This window comes from Sphingomonas sp. NFR15, assembly GCF_900103265.1.
In the GTDB taxonomy this organism is placed as follows: Bacteria; Pseudomonadota; Alphaproteobacteria; order Sphingomonadales; family Sphingomonadaceae; genus Sphingomonas; species Sphingomonas pollutisoli.
In genome coordinates this window covers 1-21,414 of the sequence record NZ_FMWX01000011.1, presented here as the reverse complement: position 1 = coordinate 21,414, position 21,414 = coordinate 1, and the positions used below count along the sequence as shown (strand labels likewise).

The 21,414-nt window shown below is 67.3% G+C and carries 23 protein-coding genes, 1 tRNA gene and 2 pseudogenes; 12 read left to right on the top strand and 14 right to left on the bottom strand.

Features of this window, described 5'->3' with window-relative positions; genetic code table 11:
• Positions 1–58: 58 nt before the first annotated feature.
• Both hslV and hslU read left to right on the top strand, forming a co-directional pair.
• The gene (gene hslV / locus BLS81_RS18865; protein WP_093226225.1) at positions 59–625 is read left to right on the top strand and encodes an ATP-dependent protease subunit HslV; all 567 of its coding nucleotides are present in this window, start codon (positions 59–61) and stop codon (positions 623–625) included.
• A 107-nt stretch (positions 626–732) separates the two neighbouring features.
• On the top strand, positions 733–2,028 hold the full coding sequence (gene hslU, locus BLS81_RS18860) for an ATP-dependent protease ATPase subunit HslU (RefSeq protein ID WP_093226223.1): 1,296 nt from the start codon (positions 733–735) through the stop codon (positions 2,026–2,028).
• Between the two features lie 26 nt (positions 2,029–2,054).
• On the opposite strand, the gene BLS81_RS18855 is transcribed toward hslU, so the two are convergent.
• From BLS81_RS18855 to BLS81_RS18820, 8 genes are read right to left on the bottom strand one after another with little or no spacing between them, the layout of a single operon-like run.
• Positions 2,055–2,462, bottom strand: a complete 408-nt coding sequence (locus BLS81_RS18855) for a hypothetical protein (protein WP_093226222.1) — start codon at positions 2,460–2,462, stop codon at positions 2,055–2,057.
• Positions 2,463–2,501: 39 nt separating this feature from the next.
• Positions 2,502–3,236 (bottom strand): hydroxyacylglutathione hydrolase, encoded by a 735-nt coding sequence (gloB, locus tag BLS81_RS18850; RefSeq protein ID WP_093226220.1) that lies wholly within the window; start codon positions 3,234–3,236, stop codon positions 2,502–2,504.
• Entirely contained in the window at positions 3,233–4,288 is a 1,056-nt protein-coding gene (locus BLS81_RS18845) for an NAD(P)H-dependent flavin oxidoreductase (protein WP_093226219.1), read from the bottom strand. Before BLS81_RS18845 ends, gloB begins: the two co-directional genes overlap by 4 nt.
• Position 4,289: 1 nt before the next feature.
• Positions 4,290–4,706, bottom strand: coding sequence for a VOC family protein (locus BLS81_RS18840; RefSeq protein WP_093226217.1), 417 nt, complete (start codon positions 4,704–4,706; stop codon positions 4,290–4,292).
• Positions 4,707–4,764: 58 nt separating this feature from the next.
• Positions 4,765–5,517 (bottom strand): tetratricopeptide repeat protein, encoded by a 753-nt coding sequence (locus BLS81_RS18835; RefSeq protein ID WP_093226216.1) that lies wholly within the window; start codon positions 5,515–5,517, stop codon positions 4,765–4,767.
• The gene (locus tag BLS81_RS18830; protein ID WP_093226304.1) at positions 5,514–6,233 is read right to left on the bottom strand and encodes an alpha/beta fold hydrolase; all 720 of its coding nucleotides are present in this window, start codon (positions 6,231–6,233) and stop codon (positions 5,514–5,516) included. Before BLS81_RS18830 ends, BLS81_RS18835 begins: the two co-directional genes overlap by 4 nt.
• Before the next feature lie 38 nt (positions 6,234–6,271).
• A complete protein-coding gene (locus tag BLS81_RS18825; RefSeq protein WP_093226214.1) occupies positions 6,272–7,330 on the bottom strand; it encodes a M48 family metallopeptidase in 1,059 nt (352 codons plus the stop codon).
• Positions 7,330–8,427 (bottom strand): YjgN family protein, encoded by a 1,098-nt coding sequence (locus BLS81_RS18820; RefSeq protein WP_093226213.1) that lies wholly within the window; start codon positions 8,425–8,427, stop codon positions 7,330–7,332. The genes BLS81_RS18825 and BLS81_RS18820 overlap by 1 nt, the downstream gene beginning before the upstream one ends.
• Before the next feature lie 214 nt (positions 8,428–8,641).
• On the opposite strand from BLS81_RS18820, the gene BLS81_RS18815 reads away from it, so the two are divergent.
• The 8 genes from BLS81_RS18815 (at position 8,642) to BLS81_RS18790 (ending at position 14,578) form a co-directional block, all read left to right on the top strand.
• Positions 8,642–9,001 (top strand): helix-turn-helix domain-containing protein, encoded by a 360-nt coding sequence (locus BLS81_RS18815; RefSeq protein WP_093226211.1) that lies wholly within the window; start codon positions 8,642–8,644, stop codon positions 8,999–9,001.
• Positions 8,998–9,555: an ImmA/IrrE family metallo-endopeptidase gene (locus BLS81_RS18810; RefSeq protein ID WP_093226210.1), complete on the top strand. Its 558-nt coding sequence runs from the start codon at positions 8,998–9,000 to the stop codon at positions 9,553–9,555. The genes BLS81_RS18815 and BLS81_RS18810 overlap by 4 nt, the downstream gene beginning before the upstream one ends.
• Before the next feature lie 360 nt (positions 9,556–9,915).
• Positions 9,916–10,041: a hypothetical protein gene (locus tag BLS81_RS21200; RefSeq protein WP_256326337.1), complete on the top strand. Its 126-nt coding sequence runs from the start codon at positions 9,916–9,918 to the stop codon at positions 10,039–10,041.
• Positions 10,042–10,100: 59 nt separating this feature from the next.
• Positions 10,101–10,415: a DUF6953 family protein gene (locus BLS81_RS20515; RefSeq protein ID WP_143023408.1), complete on the top strand. Its 315-nt coding sequence runs from the start codon at positions 10,101–10,103 to the stop codon at positions 10,413–10,415.
• Between the two features lie 155 nt (positions 10,416–10,570).
• The gene (locus tag BLS81_RS20930) at positions 10,571–11,866 is read left to right on the top strand and encodes a chymotrypsin family serine protease (protein ID WP_093226208.1); all 1,296 of its coding nucleotides are present in this window, start codon (positions 10,571–10,573) and stop codon (positions 11,864–11,866) included.
• Between the two features lie 246 nt (positions 11,867–12,112).
• Positions 12,113–12,652 (top strand): hypothetical protein, encoded by a 540-nt coding sequence (locus BLS81_RS20925; RefSeq protein ID WP_093226206.1) that lies wholly within the window; start codon positions 12,113–12,115, stop codon positions 12,650–12,652.
• On the top strand, positions 12,649–14,361 hold the full coding sequence (locus tag BLS81_RS20920; RefSeq protein ID WP_093226204.1) for a hypothetical protein: 1,713 nt from the start codon (positions 12,649–12,651) through the stop codon (positions 14,359–14,361). Before BLS81_RS20925 ends, BLS81_RS20920 begins: the two co-directional genes overlap by 4 nt.
• A gap of 19 nt (positions 14,362–14,380) precedes the next feature.
• Positions 14,381–14,578 (top strand): hypothetical protein, encoded by a 198-nt coding sequence (locus BLS81_RS18790; protein ID WP_093226202.1) that lies wholly within the window; start codon positions 14,381–14,383, stop codon positions 14,576–14,578.
• A 358-nt stretch (positions 14,579–14,936) separates the two neighbouring features.
• On the opposite strand, the gene BLS81_RS18785 is transcribed toward BLS81_RS18790, so the two are convergent.
• The 4 genes from BLS81_RS18785 to BLS81_RS18770 are packed head-to-tail and all read right to left on the bottom strand — an operon-like array spanning position 14,937 to position 19,649.
• Positions 14,937–16,484 (bottom strand): DHA2 family efflux MFS transporter permease subunit, encoded by a 1,548-nt coding sequence (locus BLS81_RS18785; protein ID WP_093226201.1) that lies wholly within the window; start codon positions 16,482–16,484, stop codon positions 14,937–14,939.
• A complete protein-coding gene (locus BLS81_RS18780) occupies positions 16,481–17,710 on the bottom strand; it encodes an HlyD/EmrA/EmrK family protein (protein ID WP_176787268.1) in 1,230 nt (409 codons plus the stop codon). Before BLS81_RS18780 ends, BLS81_RS18785 begins: the two co-directional genes overlap by 4 nt.
• An 11-nt stretch (positions 17,711–17,721) precedes the next feature.
• On the bottom strand, positions 17,722–19,149 hold the full coding sequence (locus BLS81_RS18775; RefSeq protein WP_256326336.1) for an efflux transporter outer membrane subunit: 1,428 nt from the start codon (positions 19,147–19,149) through the stop codon (positions 17,722–17,724).
• 8 nt (positions 19,150–19,157) lie between these two features.
• Complete coding sequence (locus tag BLS81_RS18770) at positions 19,158–19,649, bottom strand: MarR family winged helix-turn-helix transcriptional regulator (protein ID WP_093226196.1); 492 nt, start codon at positions 19,647–19,649, stop codon at positions 19,158–19,160.
• A gap of 161 nt (positions 19,650–19,810) precedes the next feature.
• On the opposite strand from BLS81_RS18770, the gene BLS81_RS18765 reads away from it, so the two are divergent.
• A tRNA-Val gene (locus BLS81_RS18765) sits at positions 19,811–19,886 on the top strand.
• Between the two features lie 23 nt (positions 19,887–19,909).
• Here BLS81_RS18765 and BLS81_RS21195 read toward each other — a convergent pair.
• On the bottom strand, positions 19,910–20,185 hold the full coding sequence (locus BLS81_RS21195) for a DNA methyltransferase (RefSeq protein WP_256326343.1): 276 nt from the start codon (positions 20,183–20,185) through the stop codon (positions 19,910–19,912).
• A 215-nt stretch (positions 20,186–20,400) separates the two neighbouring features.
• Positions 20,401–20,793: pseudogene (locus BLS81_RS21190) on the bottom strand (DNA methyltransferase); the annotation flags it as partial.
• A 343-nt stretch (positions 20,794–21,136) separates the two neighbouring features.
• Between BLS81_RS21190 and BLS81_RS18755 the strand changes: the two are divergent.
• Positions 21,137–21,397 (top strand): annotated as a pseudogene (locus tag BLS81_RS18755) (transposase); the annotation flags it as partial.
• Between the last annotated feature and the right edge of the window lie 17 nt (positions 21,398–21,414).

The following is a 21,414-nucleotide window of genomic DNA, read 5'->3' as shown; positions in this document are numbered from 1 at the left end:
GCGCGGTCGTTCTGGGGGCGGATTGCGCAGCCGCGCGACCGCTCCCATATCGCGCGCCATGAACGACAGCTCCAATGCAGTGGTGTGGCACGGCACCACGATCCTCTCCGTGCGCAAGAATGGCCGTGTCGTCGTCGCCGGCGACGGCCAGGTAACCCAGGGCCAGACCGTGATGAAGCCCAACGCGCGCAAGGTGCGCCGGCTGGGCGACGGTTCGGTGATCGGCGGGTTCGCCGGCGCCACCGCCGATGCCTTCACGCTGTTCGAGCGGCTGGAGCGCAAGCTCGAACAGCATCACGGCCAGTTGCTCCGCGCCGCGGTCGAACTCGCCAAGGATTGGCGGACCGACAAATATCTCCGCAACCTCGAAGCGATGATGATCGTCGCCGACAAGGACGTGACGCTGATCCTCACCGGCAACGGCGACGTGCTCGAGCCGGAAGCCGGCATCGCCGCGATCGGCTCGGGCGGCAATTACGCGCTCGCCGCCGCCCGCGCGCTGGTCGAGTATGAAGCCGACGCCGAGACGATCTGCCGCAAGGCGATGAAGATCGCCGCCGATGTCTGCGTCTACACCAACGAACGCCTCACCATCGAGACGATCGAAGGCGCGGCCGACGCGTAATCCTCGTCGCCCCGGCGCAGGCCGGGGCCGCTGCGTTGTCGCAGAGCAACCAGCGTTCCGAACTTCACCTAACGGCCCCGGTCTCCGCCGGGGCGACGGATAAAACCATGAACGACTCCCTCACCCCCAAAGCCATCGTCCGCGCGCTCGACGCGCATATCATCGGCCAGGCCGACGCCAAGAAAGCGGTCGCGGTCGCGCTGCGCAACCGCTGGCGGCGCCAGCGGCTCGGCGCCGATCTGCGCGACGAGGTCACGCCCAAGAACATCCTGATGATCGGGCCGACCGGCTGCGGCAAGACCGAGATCAGCCGCCGCCTCGCCAAGCTCGCCGACGCCCCGTTCGTCAAGGTCGAGGCGACCAAGTTCACCGAGGTCGGCTATGTCGGCCGCGACGTCGAACAGATCGCGCGCGATCTCGTCGAGGAGGCGATCCGGCTCGAAAAGGAACGCCGCCGCGTCGCGGTGAAGGACAAGGCCGAGGAAGCCGCGATGGCGCGGCTGCTCGACGCGCTCACCGGCAAGGGCGCGAGCGAGGCGACGCGCGAGGCGTTCCGCCAGCGCTTCCGCGACGGCCATCTCGACACCACCGAAATCGAGATCGAACTCGAACAGGCGCCGCAGATGCCGTTCGAGGTGCCCGGCGGCGCGCCGCAGATGATCAACCTCACCGAGATGATGGGCAAGGCGTTCGGCGGCCAGCAATTGAAGCGCCGCAAGCTCACCGTGCCTGCCGCGTGGGAGAAGCTCGTCGAGGAGGAGGCCGACAAGCGTCTCGACCAGGATGAGGTCAGCCGCATCGCGCTCACCAACGCCGAGGAGAACGGCATCGTCTTCCTCGACGAGATCGACAAGATCGCGGTGAGCGACGTGCGCGGCGGTTCGGTCAGCCGCGAAGGCGTCCAGCGCGACCTGCTGCCGCTGATCGAGGGCACGACGGTCGCGACCAAATACGGGCCGATGAAGACCGACCACGTGCTGTTCATCGCGAGCGGCGCGTTCCACGTCGCCAAGCCGAGCGACCTGCTGCCCGAACTTCAGGGCCGCCTGCCGATCCGCGTCGAGCTGAAGGCGCTGACCGAGGATGACTTCGTCGCGATCCTGTCCGACACCAAGGCGTCGCTCACCCAGCAATATGTCGCTCTGATCGGCACCGAGGGGGTGGGGATCGAGTTCACCGAGGATGGTATCCGCGCGATCGCCCGGATCGCCGCCGAAGTGAATGGCGAGATCGAGAACATCGGCGCACGCCGCCTGCAGACGGTGATGGAGAAGCTGCTCGAGGAAGTCAGCTTCGATGCCGAGGATCGCCAAGGCGAGACCGCGGTGGTCGATGCCGCTTACGTCGAGAAGCAACTGTCGAGCATCGCGCGCAACACCGATCTGTCGCGGTTCGTGCTATAAAGAGCACCGTGACCGTGTGCCGCGCCTCATTTGGGCGCGGTATACGGTACGAACTGACGGATCGTGCAGAACCCGCTTGGGATGTGGCTCGTCAGATCGACCGTGCGGATCGGGTCGCCCGCGCAGAGCTGCGAGCCGAACTGCTGCGACACGATCGCGTCGCCGCGATCGAGACCGAAGCAGCCGCCGTTGGTGTCGGCGCGGTAGATTTTCCGGCGGGAGACTTTGTAGAGGATCGTGTCGCCGATCCGCTGCGTCTCATATTGATCGCGGCTGTCGAGGCATTGCTGCGGCTTGCCCGGAACAAGCCCGGCGAGCGCCTTGTCCAGCTCCGCCTTGTTCTTGGCCGCCTCACGCGCGGCATACCCTTGATCCGAGGAAAGCGCGGCGGTGCCGGCGCATAACAGCATGACGGGAAGGATGAAGCGGTACATCAGCTTGGCCTTTCGAAAGCTCAGGCGCCGGTAACGCGGCTACCCTCGGAAACTATCCTTGGCCGCCCGCCGCGCGGCGAGTTGCCCCGCGGAGTCCGCGCGCAAGAAGGGATTGGTCGCGCGTTCGAGCGCGATCGTCGTCGGCACCGTGGCCGCGCCCGCCGCGCGGAGCGTATCGACGTCGCGCGTCCGTGCCACGATCCCGGCATTGTCCGGCTCGGTGACCAGCGCGAAGCGGGCGTTGCTCTGGGTGTATTCGTGCGCGCAGTAGACCGACGTCTCGCCAGGCATGGCCGCCAACCGCTTCATGTTGGCGAACATCTGTTCGGGCGTCCCTTCGAACAGCCGGCCACACCCCATCGCGAACAGGGTGTCGCCTACGAAGATCGTCGCGTCGTCGGAGAGATGGAATAGGATGTGCCCGGCGGTGTGCCCTGGGGCGGCGATCACATGCGCGACATGCGCGCCTATGCGGACGGTGTCGCCATCCTCGAGGGGAACATCGAGCGTCGGAATCTTCGCGCTCTCGGCCGCCGGCCCGCTGATGGTCGCGCCGGTTGCGGCCTTGATCGCGGCGTTTCCGCCGGTGTGGTCGGCATGCCAATGCGTGTTCCAGACCTGACCGATCGTCCAGCCGCGCCGCTCTGCCTCCGCAAGCACCGGCGTGGCGTCGCCGGGATCGATCACGACCGTCTCGGCGGAGACAGGATCGTGGACCAGCCAGATGTAATTGTCGGTAAACGCGGGAATCCGAACGATGTCGAGATCGGTCATGCGAAATCCTCCATGGCGAGCGCGGCGAGGCCGAGCCGGCGGGTGAGCGCGGCCGCCGGCTCCGCGTGCGCGAGCGCGACGCCTTGCCCGGCCCAGAGCGGTGAATAGTCGCCGCGCCCCTCGCTCTCGGCATGCGCCCGAAGCGGCGCCACCGCCGCGCTGGCATAAGGGAAGGGCGGCGCGGCGGCGCTGACGGGACCGATCGCCTCGATCAATCGGTTGCGCAAGCCACGCGCCAGCCCGCCCGAGAACAGGTTGGTGAAGACGCTGTCATCAGCGCTGGCGGCACCCAGTGCGGCGCGGTGGGGAGCACTCGGGCGCGCTTCCGGCGTGCGCAGGAAGGCCGTGCCGACTTGCACCGCTGCGGCACCCAATGCGATGGCGGCGCGCACGCCGCGCTCATCAGCAATGCCGCCGGCCGCGATCACGGGTACGGTGACCGCATCGACAATCGCCGGCACCAGCGCGATCAATCCGACCGGCCTGTGCTCGTTCAGGAAATGACCGGCATGGCCGCCGGCTTCGAAGCCCTGTGCAATGATCGCGTCGCAGCCACGCGACGCGAGAAACCGCGCCTCGGCAACGGTGGTCGCGTTGCCGATCAATCGCGCGCCGGTCGCGCGCACGCGTTCCAGCAGCACGGGTTCGGGCAGCCCGAAGTGGAAACTGACGATCTCGGGCCGTACCGCGTCGATCGCGTCGGCCATCGCAGCGTCGAACGGGCGGCGCAGCGGTGGTGCGGCGGTGGGTCGCGATAGATTCTCGGCGACGTAGCAGGGCGCGAGTTGCGTTTCCCATGCGGCCGTATCGGGCACCGGCCCGAGCCGGTGGCAAAAGACGTTGAGGTTGAGCGGCCCCCTCACCGCCGCGCGGATCCGCGCCACGGTCCCGATGACGTCGTCGGGCGACAATGTCGCGCAGGCGAGCGAGCCGACGGCGCCGGCGCCAATCGCGGCGATGGCCAACTCCGCGCCGGCGAAGCCCGCCATCGGCGCCTGAAGAAGCGGGAAGTGCGCGCCCGAAAGGTCGAGAAACGCGCGCACCCCTGTCATGTCACCAGACTCCGGTGTTGGGCATCGATGCCCACGGCTCCGCCGGGGGCAGTCGACCATCCTGCAACAGCTCGATCGAGATGTTGTCGGGCGTGCGCACGAACGCCATGTGCCCGTCGCGGGGCGGACGGTTGATCGTGATGCCCGCGTCCATCAGCCGCTGGCACGTCTCGTAAATGTCATCGACCTGATAGGCGAGGTGGCCGAAATTGCGGCCGCCCGTATAGGCTTCAGGATCCCAATTGTGAGTCAGCTCGACCTCTGCCACGCCCTCCTGGCCGGGCGCTGCCAGAAAGATCAGCGTGAAGCGGCCCTGCTCGCTTTCGATACGGCGCACTTCGCTAAGCCCGATCAGTTCGAAGAATGCGATCGTCGCCGCCGGATCGGTGACGCGGATCATGGTGTGGAGGAATTTCACCGGGACAGGCTCCTGTTGTGACATGGCGCAGATAGGCGCGCAGGCCCGTGAGTGCCAGCTACGGCTTTGCCGGCGTGTCGAATTGCGCCAGTGCCGCGATGGCGGCCTTGTTGGCGTCGCTGCCGGGCTGGAGCTGCGCGGCACGGCCCCATGCCGTTTTCGCGCCGGCCTCGTCGCCCAATTTCGCGGCGATGTTGCCCGCTTCGAGCTGGACCGAGGCGTCGTCGGACGAGCGCTTGAGCGCTTCGGCGATGTCGGTCTGCGCGCGCGGCATGTCGCCCACGCGCCGCGCCAGCGTCGCCGACAGCAGCCAGGCGAGCGGATCGCTGCTCGCCGCGAGCAGCGCCTGATCGAGATCGGCGCGCGCGGCTTTCATGTCGCCGGCGGCGACGAAGGCGCGCGCGCGATCGAGATAGGCTTCGCCGCTTTGCAAGCCGACGAGGATGTGCGGTGCGAGCGCCGCGTCCAGATCGGCGCGCGCCTTGCTGGCGTCCTTGGCGCCGAGCCAGGCATTGCCCGCCTGCGCCCAATAATAGGCGCTGCGATCATCGCGGGCGACATCGGCCGCGCGCGCCGCCAGCTCGAACTCGGCGGCGGCGGCGGACCAACGTCCTTCGTTGGTATAGGCGATGCCAAGACACTGGTGGGCAAGAAATCCGCCGCCATCGAGCATCCAGCGGCTCGCTTCACCCTCAGCCGCGGCGGGATCGCGCCCGGCGAGATCGACGCAGCGTTCATAGCGGTTCTGCGTCGGATTGGTGGGGGGCGGCGCCTTCTGCGCGGCGGCGAGGAGCAGAAGGGGCAGGATCATGAGCGCGGTGCAACCTGTTCGATCAGGCCGATGATCCGCGCGATATCCGCATCGCGCGACAATCGGTGATCGCCGTCCTTGACGAGCGTAAGCTGGACATCGGGTGAACGGATCAGTTCGGCGAGGCGAACGCTTCGGTTCCACGGCACGTCGCGATCGAACATGCCGTGGATCAGGCGCACGGACACGTCGATGGCGATCGGGCCGAACATCAGCCGGTTGGCCTCGCCCGATTGCCAGAAGGTGCGGGTATAGACGGTCGGGGTGTCGGCATAGGGCGATGGGCGCTCGAGCCGGCCGCCGGAGAGGATCGCCAGCTTTTCCTCGACGGTGAAGCCCCAGTCGGTGAAGTCGGGCGCTGGCGCGATGCCGACCAGCGCGGCGACCTTTGCGGGGTAATCGCGCGCGATCAACAGCATCAGCCAGCCGCCCATCGACGAGCCGACCAGCACCGCCGGCCCCTCGACGCACTGATCGAGCAGCGCGAGCACATCGTCGCGCCAGTTGGCGAGCGTCTGGTCTTCAAATGCGCCCTCGCTCGCGCCGCAGCCGCCGTAATCGAAGCGCAGGAACGCGCGGCCGGTCGCCTTCGCCCAGGCTTCGATCGCGAGCGCCTTGGCGCCGGTCATGTCCGAGGCGTAGCCGGGCAGGAAGACGATCGTCGGGCCTGCGCCCGGCGTGAGATGATAGGCGAGCGCTGGGCGGGGATCGGTCATGCGCGCCACCTTACGCGCGGCCGGAACGCCGGGCAAACCTAGAAGCGGAGACCCGGCGCGCGTGCGTTGGGATCGGTTGAGCAGATGTCGCGCAGCGCGCCCCATTGATCGGCATTCAGCACCGGACGATCGTCGTGGTGCTGCTTCGCCGCAGCGATGAAGCGGGCGGCGCGGTCCTGCGACATCGGATGCGTCGAGAGATACGCGGTGAGGCGGCCGATCCCGCCGCCGTCCTCACCCGCGGCGAGCCGCTTGAAGAAGCGCGCGGTCGGCAGCGGCGAGATGTGCGCCTGCGCGAGCGCGTCGATCGCATAACCGTCGGCGCGCGCCTCGGCGTCGCGCGAATATGCCGAGGCGAGCAGCGCGTTGGTGTAGCCGCCGACATGACCGTCGAGCCCGCCGAGCAGCACGCTCAAGCCGAGCTGGCGGAGCAACGATTCGAGCACGTCACGGTGGCGGACATGGCCGAGCTCGTGCGCGATCACGCCGGCGACTTCATCGGGCGAGGCGGCGGCTTTGATGAGGCCGTCGAACAGCACGATGCGGCCGCCCGGCAATGTCACGGCGTTGACGATCGGCAGGTTGACGACGCTGACGCGCGCGTCTGGATCGCCCGGATCGATGCGCGCGACGAGCGCGGCGAGCGCTTGCGGGCCGTTCGGGCCGGCGCAGGCGCGGTCGCCGAAATCGCCGGCCATCATGTCGCCGAGCTTGCGTTCGACCGAGCGCGGGACGGCGCGGGCGACGAGCGCGGGCGTCATCAGGAACGCGGCGACGGCAATCGTCGCTAACATCGCGCACAGCGCGGCCGCGGGCCAGAGGCCGATCCGGTCGATGAAACCGCCGTAGCGTGTTGGAGAGGGGAGCAACGCCGAAAGATCGGCCGGGACGCCGCCGGGGAATCCTATTCTCCAGCCGCTCGAACCCTTTAGGCCGTAGATCGCATCGCCGTCGACGGTATCGCGGGCGACGAGATCGGCGAAGCGATAGGGGCCTTCCGAGCGGTCGCGTTCGACCAGAACGAACGCATCGCCCTCCGCCACCAACTCCGGCGCACGGCGCAGCGCGCTCACGCCGTCGTAATGCCACACGCGCATCAGATCGCGCCGATGTCGAACGCGTCGAGCAGCCCCTCGCCCTGGCCCGGCCGGCGCGTGGTGGACTGGGTGAGGCTGGCGAGATCGATCTCGCCATAGGCGTGCATGTGGCGGATGAAGAAGCTCCAGTTGCGGTAGCCCACGAAGATCTGGCCGATGCCGAGCGTACCCACCACCAGCGCGATGTTGCCCGCGAACAGCGCGATCCAATCCCGCGTGGTCGCGGTGAAGGCGAAGTCGAGGTCGCCGAGCCGCAGCGCCCCCACCGCCTCGCGGAAATAGGCCGCATAATAGACCAAGGCGATCAGCCCGAGCACGACGAAGAACAGCACGTAGAACCCCGCCACAACCGCGAACAGCACGAAGGGCGCGGCGCCGCCGGCGGGCAGGCTCCGCCACGAGCCCAGCCCGCCCGCGACCACGCCCAGCACCGCCAGCGCGATCACCGCGAAGACGAAGACCACCGGCGCCAGATAGAAGAGCAGGAACCGCACGAAGACCGGCGCGGCGCGCGCGTTCGCCTCAAACCGATAGGGGCCGAAGCTCATCTCGCCCCAGCGCTCGTTCCACAGGCTCGTCATCGTCCAGGGGACGAGCAGCCCGAGCGAGAACGACCCCAGCACGCTCTTCCACAAATAGCTCCAGCCGAACGCCAGCCCGAACGTGTCGCTGCCGCCGCGAATGCCGTGCCAGAGCGTGCGGCTGAGCCGGTAGCGCAGCGCACGGAAGATCGCGACGCCGGTGAGGAAGAAGAAGGCGAGGTACAGCGCGAGGCCGATCAGCCCGGCCAGCCCCTCATGCCCGCGCATCACCGCGCTGTTGAGCACGACGAGGTTGATGAAGCCGAATGGGATCACGAAGATCAGCATCGCGAGGCCATAGCCGACCATCAGCTCGCGCCCGGTGCCGGTCCATTCGAGCCGATCGTCGATGAAGCGCGTGCGGCTCCACAGATAGCGCCGTTCGCGCGTGCGCGCCCAGAACAGATAGACGCCGAGCGTGACGATGCTCAGCAGCAGATTGGTGAAGGCGATCGGCGCGAACTCGCGCCAGTCGCCCGTGAAGGCGAAGGCCTTGGTGCCGGATGAGTCGCGCATGGTTGATCCCCCTGGTGGCGGTTGGAGCGCAGGGCGGGGGCGGGGTCAATGATTGTGTTGGGCATTGGGAGTGGACGCGACGGCGTAGGAACAACTCCCTTGCCAAGCCATTTCACTTTCTGGTAAACAAGTTGGCAAGAGAGTATTGGGGGGCAGACATGGGTACGACTCGCAAGGGCAGCAGGGGGCTTTGTGAATATGAAGGATCAATGCAATGACCCCGTTCGGGAAGGCAGTTCGCCATCTCCGGATCGAACGCGAAATGCTGTTGGGCAGCATGGCCGACGCACTCGGCGTCAGTTCGAGCTACCTGAGCCAGATCGAATCCGGCAAAAAGTCTATTCCTCATGGGTTTGCGGACCGCGTGGCCCAATTGATGGGCTTAAACATGATCGCCACCAGCGAGCTACGCCAGCAGGCGGCGCTCTCCATGGCTGAGTTCAAGATTCAGGTCGCGGACAGCGCGCCAGCATCGGACCGAATTTTGGCGGGTGAGCTCGCGCATGAGTTCGCTCGCCTGACCCCTGAAGCAAAGGACGGCATCGCGAAGCTATTGCGTGGGGGTGGAAAATGAACTCCCGCGTGGTCGTTGCTCCACTCAGCCGGGCGAATATCGAGAAATTTGCGAATGCTGTTCGGGCAGCTCTTGGAATCAGCCTTTTCGATCGCGTGGATATGCTTCGCCTGATCGAATTGGTGCTCCCGGTACACCTGGAGGGTTTTAGGTATGAGATCGTGCCAGATCGTGATCTCGGTGACGCTGAAGCGACGACATCCACGACTGAGCGCCTGATCCGGATCAGCCAGTCGTGCTACGACTCTGCGCGAGGTGGTCACGCGCGATACCCCTTCACCTTAGCTCATGAATTTGGCCACCTCATGCTTCATACGGGCAAATCTGCATCGCTGGCTCGCGGTGAGGTAAAGGCCTTCGTAGATCCGGAATGGCAGGCCGACAACTTTGCTGGCGCTTTTCTCGCGCCCGCGGAAATGGTCCAAGTCTGTACGAGCATCAGCGAGCTGATGCGTCGATCGGGGTTGTCGCGGGACGCGGCAGATGTACGACTTCGGGTGCTGAAGACGGCATTGCCGTTTCTTCCAGCATCCCTCACGAATAAGGGGTGCTGACCTAATGGCCCGCACCCCTTAGACCTTGCTCAGAACCGCGGCCCCTGTGCAGGTTCGCGATCCGAAGCTTCGCTTGGCGGCACGTGCGTTAGCACGACAAGATTCGGGACGCAAAGATCATCGGGCCGCCAACGTACGGAGGCGTCCATGTCGCCACCTCCCCGCGGTAAGCGGTGGGTGTGTCGCCCGTGGAAGACGCTGCCGGACGGGACGCGCATTTTCGCTCGCCAGTATGGCAAGCGTGCGTTCTGCTGGCTCGTCGACGACGAGTGACACTCTCGCCCCCGGCCGCAGCTTCGGCTGCGGCCGGTACTTTTTCGGGATGGCGCGTGTGAGTCTCATCAATCTTGGAGCAAGCAGATGAAGATTGGACGTGATGCCGGAACAGGCAGATTTAAGACGGTTAAGAAAGCCCAAGCTGATAAAAAGGGGTCAATCGTTGATACGATCAAGCGGGTTGTGCGTAAAAAGCCACCAAAGAAATGAATGCAGTGGGCTGGCGGCATAGCTGCCAGCCCATCATCCGTCCCGATGGAGTAATCTCAATGACGCCAAGTTATGAAGATGTTCCAGCTCGCAGGGTGGCTGAATATTTGGTTACCTTGATTCCGCCTGGTCACGGGCGATTGACACAAAGCCGCGCAAGCGCAATGATCCGTAAGAAGTTTGGCCTTTCGTACGTCCAGAAAAATAAAAACGGGAACTGGGGTATACGAGCAGATGTGCTTAAAGCGTTTAATGCGCTGACAAGCGCCGAACCGAACGACTTAGTCTGGATGATGTCTTCGCAGATCTGGCGCCGCCGCCAGCCCACAGATGCTCCGGGTCGGTTGGCCAAAAGAATGAAGTCAGTCACGTAGATGATGCCGCAAAATCAATTACGATAATGCGACTTAAATAAATAGAATGTGAAGGCACGGGCCGCCCTTACTCTGCATTCCTGTTGCGCCTCACCGTTTCGATTCGCCGGGGCGGGTGAGGTGCATCCGCCGCCCCACCACGGTACGTACCCGGCATGCCCCGCCTTCTCCTCGCCCTTCTCCTCACCCTCCCGCTCTGGAGCGCCCCCGCCACCGCGCAAATCATTCCGCCGCCGCTCGCCGCGCCGGTGGTCGCCGTGTCCAACCTGCCGCCCGCCGCGCCGCCGCTGCCCGGCGCGCAGACCGAAAGCCAGGCGCTGCTCCAGGACGGCGCCGCATACGCCCGCCAGTATGACGTGCCGATCGAAGAGGCGATCCGGCGGCTGCGCGCGCAAGCCGAAAGCGTGGCCGCGACCGATGCACTCGCCGTGCGGTTTCGCGACCGGCTCGCGGGGATCGCGATCGAGCATCGCCCGGCCTATCGCATCGTCGTGACGCTGACCGGCGGCGCGGCGGTGCCGCCTGAGCGGATCGTCGCGGGCGGGATGGTGGTGCCGGTGGTATTCCGCACCGGCGCTCGCGCGACGCGCGAGCAGGTGGTGTGGGCGATGACCAACCATCAGGCGGCGATCCGCGCCGCTTTGCCGTCGCCGCCGAGCATGGGGCTCGACCAGCGCACCGGCGAACTGGTGGTGACGATCGGCAGCGCCGCGCCGGCCGAGCGCGCGGCGATCCGCCAGCGGATCGAGGGGCTGGCCGGGGTGCCGGTGCGGCTGCGGATGATCGAGCGCGACGCGGATTTCGCGCCCGAGGGCGGATCGCGCGTCGATGGCCTCAACCCCGACGATAGCCGCCGCTATCTCTGCACGACCGGGTTCAACGTCACCGACGGCGCGCGCTTCGGCGTCACCACCGCCGCGCATTGCCCCGACGTGTTGCGCTACCGCGAGCCGGGCGGCGGGATCGTGCCGCTCGACTTTCTCGGCCAATGGGGCTGGGGCTATCAGGACGTGCAGATCAACCTCAGCGTGGCGCCGCTCCCGGCGTTGTTCTACGTCGATGCCGCGCGCACGATCGACCGGCCCGTCACCGCCGCGCGCGCCCGCGCCGCCACCCGCGCGGGCGATTTCGTCTGCCACCGCGGCGAGCGCACCGGCTATAGCTGCGCCGAGGTCGAGCTGACCGATTTCGCGCCGGCGGGCGATCTGTGCGGCGGCGCGTGCCTGCCCAATTGGGTGACGGTCGCCGGGCCGACCTGCATGGGCGGCGACAGCGGCGCGCCGGTGTTCAGCGGGACGGCGGCTTTCGGGATTCTCAAGGGCGGCAGCTACCGGCGCGACGGGAGCTGTGCGTTCTATTTCTATATGTCGGTGGACTATCTGCCGGCGGGCTGGTCGCTGGTGGGGGTGGCGGCGGCCGGGCGGGACGACGGCGCCGGGTGGGTGGGGTAGCCGGTCCTTCCCGTTCGTTGGTGCTGAGCCCCGCCCCCCCCCAATCCGTTCGTCCTGAGCGCAGTCGAAGGACGTGTCGCGCGCGCGCCGCCTGGGGCACGCACTTCGACTGCGCTCAGTGCGAACGGCGTTGGGGAAGCGCGTGGACGGTTGCGTCATTTATAACCGCAACGGTTAAATCCCTGTCCTACAGCGTGCCGATTGCGGTAGCGACTGCGGCGTCACAAGCCAGCAGGGATTCGCTCCATGAGACTTCTCTTCCTCGCCGCCGCGCTGCTGTCCGCGCCGGCGCATGCGCAGAGCGCCGCGTCGGTGCAGGCGCCGGGCGGCTATGCGCCGATCCAGGCGCCGTGCGTGCGCCAGAGCGACAGCAGTTGCATGGCCGTCAGCCCGACGGCGCCGCTGCCGACCACGCAGGGTCCGCTCGGCGCGGCGATCTCGACGCCGCTCGCGGGCAGCGTCACGGCGAGCGCGGTGGCGCCGACCTCGGGCGCGGCGCGCTTCGCGGACGGTACCGCGACGATCGGGCCGATGGTGCCGCAGCTCGGGCGCGAGATCGGCCTGAAATTGTGGAGCGCCGACGACGCGGTGTTCTCCTGCGAGATGCGCGACAGCATCGACGGCGGCACGACCAAATTGCCGCTGACGATCTTCGACGTGGCGATCGGCGGGCCATATACCGCGCCGGTGAACAGCGCGATCACCGCCGAGACCATCGCCGGCACGCAGGTGTATCTGCTGTGCGGGGTGTGCGCGGGCACGCTCAACTATGTGGTGGCGCAATGAGCGCGCGGTTCGCCTTCGCGCTTGCCGCGCTGCTGGTCGCCCCACCTGCGACCGCCGGGAGCGATCCCGCCGCGCGCGGCCTCGCGGTGCGCGCCAACGCCGCCGCCGCGACGCGCCAGCCGCGCCTTTCGGTCATCTCGGGCGCCGAGCAATGGTATGGCCTCGCCGCCACGCTGGGCGCGGGCACGTCCAACACGGTGCGCGTGTTGCATCGCAATCTCGCCGGTTGCACCGCGACGGGCCTGCGGCTGCTCGCGGGCAATTACGGCTGGGCGAACACCAGTTCGGCGGGCAGCCCGTCCGCGCCCAAGGAGCGGCAGAACCCCTACCCCATTACCGTCCACAGCGCGTTCGAATTCGCCGGCACCAGGACCGACCAGCAGCAGCCGCGCGCACCCGTGCGCTGGGGCGGGCAGCCGACCGCGACGCTGACGCCGGCGACCGCCGCTTACGCCTTCCCCAATCTGATGCTGTCCGATCCCGTTTCGGCGTCGCTCGCGCCGGGGGCGGCTTTCTACGAACGCTCCGCCGTCACCCAGGCGGCGGCGGGGCAGCAGTATTTCAGCACGGTGTCGCTGCGCGGCGGCACCAGCGGCTTCGGCACCGACAGCGGCGAGGGCTATGCGGTCAATTCCACCGCCGAGCGCGTGTTCGACAATGCCGCCGGCGACGTGACCGTCGGCGCGCCGCAATTCGCCGCCGGCTGGTCCGCGCTGGCGGTGCTCGGCACGTGCTCGGACGGCACGGTCGCGCCGTCGATCGCGATCGCGGGGGACAGTATCGTCGCCAAGGTGGATGACGCGGGCTACGGCTATTTCACCGGCGGCTGGGCGCTGCGCGCGTTCGCGGCCTATCCGCACATGCTGCTCGCGCTGCCGGGCGAGCGTGAGATGGACGCGGTGCAGGTGTGGAACTTCGCGTCGCGCTTCGAGGCGTCGGGCTATGCGACGCATGTGCTGTGGGCCTATGGCCGCAACGACCTGAGCTACGACATCGGCGTGCTCGGGCTTTCGCCCGCGCAGGCGGTCGCGGCGATGAAGGCGGTGCGCTTGCAGGCGGCCAAGGCGTTCATGATGCCGCGCGGGGGTGGCGCGCCGGGGCAGGTGTTCATCGCCGCGACGATCCTGCCCGCGCCGACCTCGACCGACGGGTTCCTGACGATGGCCGGGCAGAGCAAGGACGCCTATGAGGCCGCGCGCGTGCTGTTCAACCAGTGGCTGCGCGAGTCCGGGCCGGACGGGTTCGTCGCGCAGGCGAACGCGCAGGTGGCGGGGATCGTCAATGCCGGCGTGGCGCGCGTCGCCGACCCTTGCGCGGGCCTGGAGGTGGATGCGGACGGCGTGCCGACGCGCGACGGCGGCTTCTCGCCGCCCGCCACAACGATCTACGCGAGCGGCACGTCGACCGGCGGCAACACCGGCAACAGCTTCAACGATACGAGCAAGGCATGGGCACCGGGAGCGCTGCGCGGCGCCGAACTTGAAATCGTGTCGGGCACCGGCGCGGGGCAGTTTCGCGGCATCGGCGGCAATGGCGCGACGCAGGTGCTGATCGCCGATCCGTGGACGACGCTGCCCGATGCGACCAGCGCCTATCGGATCACCGACGCGCCGGGCTGGAACGGCGTCCACCCCGGCACGCGCGGCGCGATCCTGTCGGCGGCCGGGATCGACGCCGCCGCGCTGATGCGGCCGTTGGCCGGGCAATAGCGGCAAGGAGGAGGATATGATGAACCAGCGTGACCATCTGATCGCCTATCTCGCGACGCTCGCCGCGCTCGCGGTGATCTTCACCGTCGCGATTGTCGCCGGCGTGGCGAGCGAGCATGTGATCGGCAAGATCGAGGCGTTCGGGCTTGGGACGATCACCGGCGGGCTGATCGGGGTGCTGCGGCTGCCGCCGGGGCGGCCGATCGAGCCGGAGTGAGGGGGGGCTCCAGCTATAGCCCAGTACTATCTCCCAAACCGTTCGTGCCGAGCGAAGTCGAGGCACCTGCGCCCGTGGGCCGGCCCTCGACTTCGCTCGGGCCGAACGGGGATAGTTTGCGCCGGTCGGGCCCGAGTGAGGGGTGCGATGGCGTTTTCCAGCCGTTCGTGCTGAGTAGAGCTCGAGTAGGGCCGAAGGCCCGTATCGAGAGCTCGTATCGAAGCACAGGTTGCGCGCGCGGCGTGTGCTTCGATACGCCACCTCGATATGCCTGCTGCGCAGGCTACTCGGCGGCTACTCAGCACGAACGGTGTTTTGAGGGGACGGCCAGACCGCCCCGCACCGCCCAACCACGACCTCAATCCGCCACCGGGCCGTGATTGGCGGGGGCCGGGCGCTTCGCCATCCACACCACGCCGACCAGCACGATCGAGATCCAGCCGCACAGCCAGAAGATCTCGAGCGACGACAGCAGATACGCCTGGCCGACGATCTGCCGCATCACCACGCCGACCGCCTGGCCGGGGCTGGCGCCGAACGCCTGGAGCTGTTCGAGCGCCTGGCGATAGACCGGCGACCAGTCGCTGCCCGCCTCGGTCAGCCGCGCCTGGTGGAGCGCCTCGCGCCGATCCCAGAAGGTGGTGGTGAGCGAGGCGGCGAAACTGCCCGCGGTGATGCGCGCGAAGTTGGAGATGCCCGACGCCGAGGGCACCTTCTCCGGCGGCACGCCATCGAGCAGGATGGTGATGAGCGGCACGAAGAACGCCGCCATCGCCACGCCCTGCAACAACAGCGGCGCCGCGAGCACGAGGAAGCTCGCATCGGGGGTGTAGCGCGAGCGCATGAAGAACGAGATCGCGTAACAGACGAACGCGAACGACGCGATCCAGCGCACGTCGATCCTGAGCCGGCTGATGATCGGCGTCATGATGACCGCCATGATCCCGGCGGGCGCGGCGACCAGCCCCGCCCAGGTGGCGGTATAGCCCATCTGTTCCTGCAGCCAGAGCGGCAGCAGCAGGTTGTTGGCGAACAGCACCGCATAGCCGAGGCAGATCGCGAGCGTGCCGAGCGCGAAGTTGCGCCGCGCGAACAAGGTGAGATCGACCGCGGGCTGGCCTTCGGTCAGCTCCCAGATCACCCAGGCGACGAAGCCGACCACCGCGCAGATCGTCAGCACGACGATGAGCGGGTTGTTGAACCAGTCGCGATCCTTGCCGAGATCGAGCATCGTCTGGAGGCTGAACACCCAGAAGGCGAGCAGGATCAGGCCGACCGTGTCGATCCGCACCTTCCGCGTCGGCGTCTCGCGCGATTTGAGCGACTGCCAGCTCACGAACCCCGCCGCCACGCCGATCGGCACGTTGATGAGGAAGATCCAGCTCCAATGATAGTTGTCGGAGATGTAGCCGCCGAGCACCGGCCCCATCACCGGCGCGGCGAGCGTCGTCATCGACCAGATGCTGAGCGCGGTGCCGCGCTTGTGGGGCGGGAAGATCGCGATCAGCAGCGCCTGGCTGCCCGGAATCATCGGGCCGGAGACGCCGCCCTGGAGGATGCGGAAGAAGATCAGCGAGGGCAGATCCCAGGCGATGCCGCACAGGAACGAGGCGACCGAGAAGGCGAACACCGAGACGGTGAAGGTCTTGACCACCCCGAAGCGCTGCATGAACCAGCCGGTCAGCGGCACCGTCACGCCGTTCGCGACCGCGAACGAGGTGATGACCCAGGTGCCGTTGTCCGAACTCACGCCGAGACTGCCCGCGATCGTCGGCAGCGAGACGTTGGCGATGGTGCCGTCGAGCACCTGCATGAAGGTGCCGAGCGCGAGCGCGACCGCGGTGACCGCGAGCGCGAGGCCCGCGAGCGGCGGCGGCCCGGCGGCCGCTCCGGGCTGGGTGCTCACCGGCCGCGTCCGAGGTTTTGCGCGATGATCTGGCGGATACGCGCCTCGACCTGCGCACCCCCGTCGAGGCTTTGCTGCGTGCCACCTGCTGGGGGCGAGCTCATCGCGACGAGCGGCTTGGACTGATCGCTGGTATCGACCGTGACGTTCGCCGAGAGGCCGACGCGCAAGGGGTGCGCGCGCAGCTCGCGCGGATCGAGCGCGATGCGGACCGGCACGCGCTGGACGATCTTGATCCAGTTGCCCGAGGCGTTCTGCGCGGGCAGCAGCGAGAAGGCGCTGCCGCTACCGGCGCCAAGGCCGAGCACATGGCCGTGGAAGGCGAGCTTGCTGCCGTACACGTCGGCGGTGATCGTCGCGGGCTGGCCGACGCGGATCTTCGCGAGTTGCGTCTCGCGGAAATTGGCGTCCAACCACAGACTGTCCAGCGGGACCACCGCCATCAGCGGCGTGCCGGGCGCGATCCGCTGGCCGAGCTGAACGGTGCGCTGTGCGACCACGCCGTCCATCGGCGCGACGATCCGCATGTGGCTCGAATTGATCGCGGCCTGGCGCACGTTGGCGATCGCGGCGAGCACGCGCGGGTTGGTATAGACGCTGGTGCCGGCGACCGCGCTCGCCGCCTGCGCGCGCTTGGCGAGCGCGAGGTTGAGCGCGGCGCTGGCGGTGGCGACGGCATCGGCGGCGTGGCTGACCTCCTCGCCCGAGACCGCGCCGTCGACCGCCGCGCCCTTGCGGCGGGCGAGATCGCTGCGCGCCTTGGCGAGATCGGCGCGGGCCTGCGCGATCTCGGCGCCGGCCTCGTCGACCGAGGCGGTGTCCGAGCGCACGCCGCGCACCGCCTGGCCGAGCGCGGCCTCGGCGGCTTGCAGCGCGACATCGGTGGTGGCGGGATCGAGATCGATCAGCGGCTGGCCGCGCTTGACCGCCTGGGTGTTGTCGGCATGGATCGCGAGCACGGTACCGCCGTCGCGCGCCGTCACGCTCACCACGTTGCCGCCGACATAGGCGTCGTCGGTCTCCTCGCTCGGCGGCGCGGTGAGGACGTGGATCGCATAGACGATCGCGGCGATCAGCAGCACCGCGCCGAAGATCATGAACGCGATCCGGCGCGTGCGCGGCTTGCCGGGGGGCGGCGCGGGCGGCGGCGGCGGCGGGGCCGCCGGTGCGGCGGCGACCGGCGCGTCGCCGGCGTCGTCGCGCGAAAGTTCGCGGTCAAAGCGCATCGATTCTTCGGTCATAGTCCCGACCCCTTGGTGTTGGCGGCAACCGCGACTTGAGGGTCGAAGCCCCCGCCCAGCGCGGCGATGAGTTTAATACGTTGGGTGATGGCGTTGGCCTGCGCGTCGATCCGCTGCTGCTCGGCTTCGAGCAGGCGGAAGCCCGAATCGACGGCGTCGAGCCGCGAGCCGAGCCCGGTCGAGGTGCGCACCGCATCGAGCCGCACCGTATCGCGCAGGCCCGCGACGACCTTGTCCTGCTGGGCGAGATCGGCATCGGCGGCGCGGACGTTGGTGATCGCGTCGGCCGAATCGCGCACCGCGGTGATGACGCTGGCGTTGTAATCGGCGACGGCGCGGTCGAGCTCGGCGCCGGCGTTGCGATATTGCGCGCGCAGCCGCCCGCCCTCGAAGATCGGCAGATGGACCGCCGCGCCGCCCGACACCTGCGCCGAACCGGCGGTGAAGAACTGGCTGAGCCCGAGCGCGGCCAGGCTGGCGAGCGCCGAGATGTTGACGTTGGGCATGAAATCCGCGCGCGTGACCGCCTGACCCGAGACCGCCGCGTCGATCCGCGCCTGCCCGGCGAGCAGATCGGGACGGCGGCCGAGCAGATCGGCCGGCAGCACCGCCGGCACCGGCGGCGGGCGATCGAGCGCGAGCGTCGGCGCGGCGATCTGGGGATAGAAATCCGCGCCGCGCCCGACCAGCGCGGCGAGCGCGTGGACCGCGAGATCATGCTGCTGGAGGCTGCGCACCTTGGCCTGCCGCGCCTCGGCGAGCAGGGTCTCGGCGGTGCGCGCCTCGAATTCGCTCGCGAGCTTGTGCTTGATGCGCGACTGGACATAGCCGAGCGCCTGTTCGCGCGTGGCGACGAAGCGGTCGGCGATCTCGGTCTGGCGATCGGCCTGGACGAGACTGGCGTAGGCTTGCGCGACGGAGGTCGCGATCGTCAGCCGCGCGGCGGCGGCATCGAGCCGGGCGGCGCGTTCGCTCGAGCGCGCCTGCGCGACCAGCGCGCGCTGGCGGCCGAACAGATCGAGATCCCACGACAGGTTCGCCGCGAGCGACGGCACCGCATAGGTGCGCCCGCCATAGGGCGGCGGGATGATGTAATGTTCGCTGAACCGCTCGGCCTGAAGCCCGGCGTCACCGGTGATCTGCGGCGCCTGCCCGGCACGCTGCACGTCGATCGCCGCCTGCGCGGCGCGGACGCGGGCGAGCGCGCCGGCGAGATTGGGATTGTCGGCGAGCGCGAGATCGACCAGCCGGCCGAGCTGCGGATCGCCGAACGACTCCCACCAGCGATCGGACAGCGTGGGCGTGGCGTCGCTCAGTCCGAGCGCGGCCGGCTTGAGCTGCGCCACCTGCGGCGCGTCATGCGGCACGCTCGCGCAGCCGGCGAGCAGCATTGCCGTCGCCACCGCGACGCCCCGTTTCATCATCGGCCGGATCACTCCCCCGTCTCCCCTGCGAAACCCGTGTTTTCCTTGCCGAGCATCCGCTCGGCGACCATCAGCAGCCGCGACAGCATCGACGCGAATTGGGTGACCTCATCCTCTTCGAAGTCGGCGATCAGCTCGTTCCAGCCCGCCACCACGATCTGCCCGATCTTGGCCACCATCGCCTCGCCCGCGGGCGTGACCTTGAGGCCGACGACGCGCCGGTCCTCGGCGTTGCGATCGCGCAGGATCAGCCCGCGCTCCTCGAGCGTGTCGATCAGGCGGGTGGTGGCGCCGGTGGTGATGTTGAGCTCGCGCGCCAGCTCGCCGGGGTTCGAGATCGCGCCATCGCGCACGACCTTGAGCGCGATCCACTGGGTGAAGGTGATGTCCTCCACCGCGAAGCGCCGCTCGAGCAGCGTCTTGATGTCCTGTTCGAGCCGCCGGAGCATCCGCCCCGGCGCGCGCTGCGTCGCGCAATCCTCGATGGTGAGCCGTGCCAAAGCCTGTCTCCGAAATATCTGCACGGGCAGATAGTGCGGGCGCATTGGCTGACAAGTGCGAAAGATGCAACCGTGACGATATCGCGCGCACCCGCGGCACCGACGGCGGCGACGCTCTTGCGAGTCCGGCGATTTGCGCTAAAGACGCTCGCTCCCGAGAGGGGCGATTAGCTCAGTTGGTAGAGCGTCTCGTTTACACCGAGAATGTCGGCGGTTCGAGCCCGTCATCGCCCACCATCGCAACCGTCTATCTCTGCGGGCTATTCAGCCGCAGCGGCGAGCAGTCCATATTGACGACGTAAATCCATGGTCTCGCCATTCGCGATAGCCGCGTGGATTGCGCATATCTCATCATTCCCTGCCGTCGGATCAAGGAATCTGAACGCGGATGCCGCCAGATATTCCCGGCTTACTTCGAACCCCTTCCAACGGCGGCCAAGTGATTCAGCGACTTGGCCCGTCGTGTTCGACCCGGCGAATATGTCCACGACCAGATCGCCCGGCTCGGTAAGCATCTTGATGAAAAATTCCGGCAGTTTTGCCGGGAAGCGTGCCGGATGTCCTTTGCTGCCAGCAACTTTGCAGCCTCGCAGATATCCGCCGTTGCTGTCGGTATCGGTATTTGCAACAGGTTTGATGGGATTGCCCCACCGTTATCCTTCCCGAAGCTCATCCCGATATCGTGGCCGCTTGGGCGATCTTTCGCTCTGTAAAATGCCACCGGGTCGGCGAGCAGCTTTTTCATTCGGTCGCTATAGGGTGACAGAACCTTGGTGACATCGGCTTTAGGCCATTCAGTCTTGCTAAACCACCAGACAGGGTTCACCGCGTCCTTCACCCTGATCTTACGCTTGTTGACCCACTCGATCGGGCTGGGCAGCTTTGCCGGATTATGCCAGTAGAAGTCCTCGGCAAGGAAGAACCCCAAATCGTCGCAGAAGCGGATCGGGACGCGGAAATTATAAAGGCTGCGCGTCGGCGTTCCCTTTTGATAGGCGCCACCGAGGTCTAGCACAAAGCTGCCGTCAGCCTTGAGTTTGCGATGCACCAGCGCAGCGAACTGCGTCAACCAATCTATGTAATCGCGCTGTTCTTCGTTTCCGTATTCCTTCTTTCGTAACAGGGCGAAGGGCGGGCTGGTCATCACGAGATTGACGCTGTTGTCGTCCAACGTCGGGAGCAGATCGAGTGCGTCACCACACCACGCTTCGCCATGAACCGTTCGATATGCGAGAGATGGTGACACCAAAAACCCTTCGATTTGCTACGTATATGCTGTAGACGCATTTGCATCATTTCCTGTCCGCTACAAGCATGGAAACTGATGATTCGCGCCATCGCGTCACGCTTGCCGATAATCTGCGCAGGTTGCGAAAGGAGCAAGGCTTAAGCCAAGAAGCTCTTGCCTGACCTGCTGCCCGTTTCTTGGGCCGTTTTGAGCTGGAAAATTCCAGTTATGGAGAAGGGCCAGGGAAGCGGAGTGAGCGATGAAGAGGTCGAAGTTTTCGGAGGCGCAGATCGCCTTCGTGTTGAAGCAGGCGGAGGATGGGACGAGCGTCGGCGAGGTGTGCCGCAAAACGGGGATCAGCGAGGCGACGTTCTATGCGTGGCGCAAGAAGTACGCGGGTCTGATGCCGTCGGAGATGCGCCGGCTGCGTCAGCTTGAGGAGGAGAACGCCAAGCTCAAGCGGCTGGTGGCTGATCTGAGCCTCGACAAGGCGATGCTGCAGGATGTCGTCTCGCGAAAGCTCTGAGGCCTGACCGG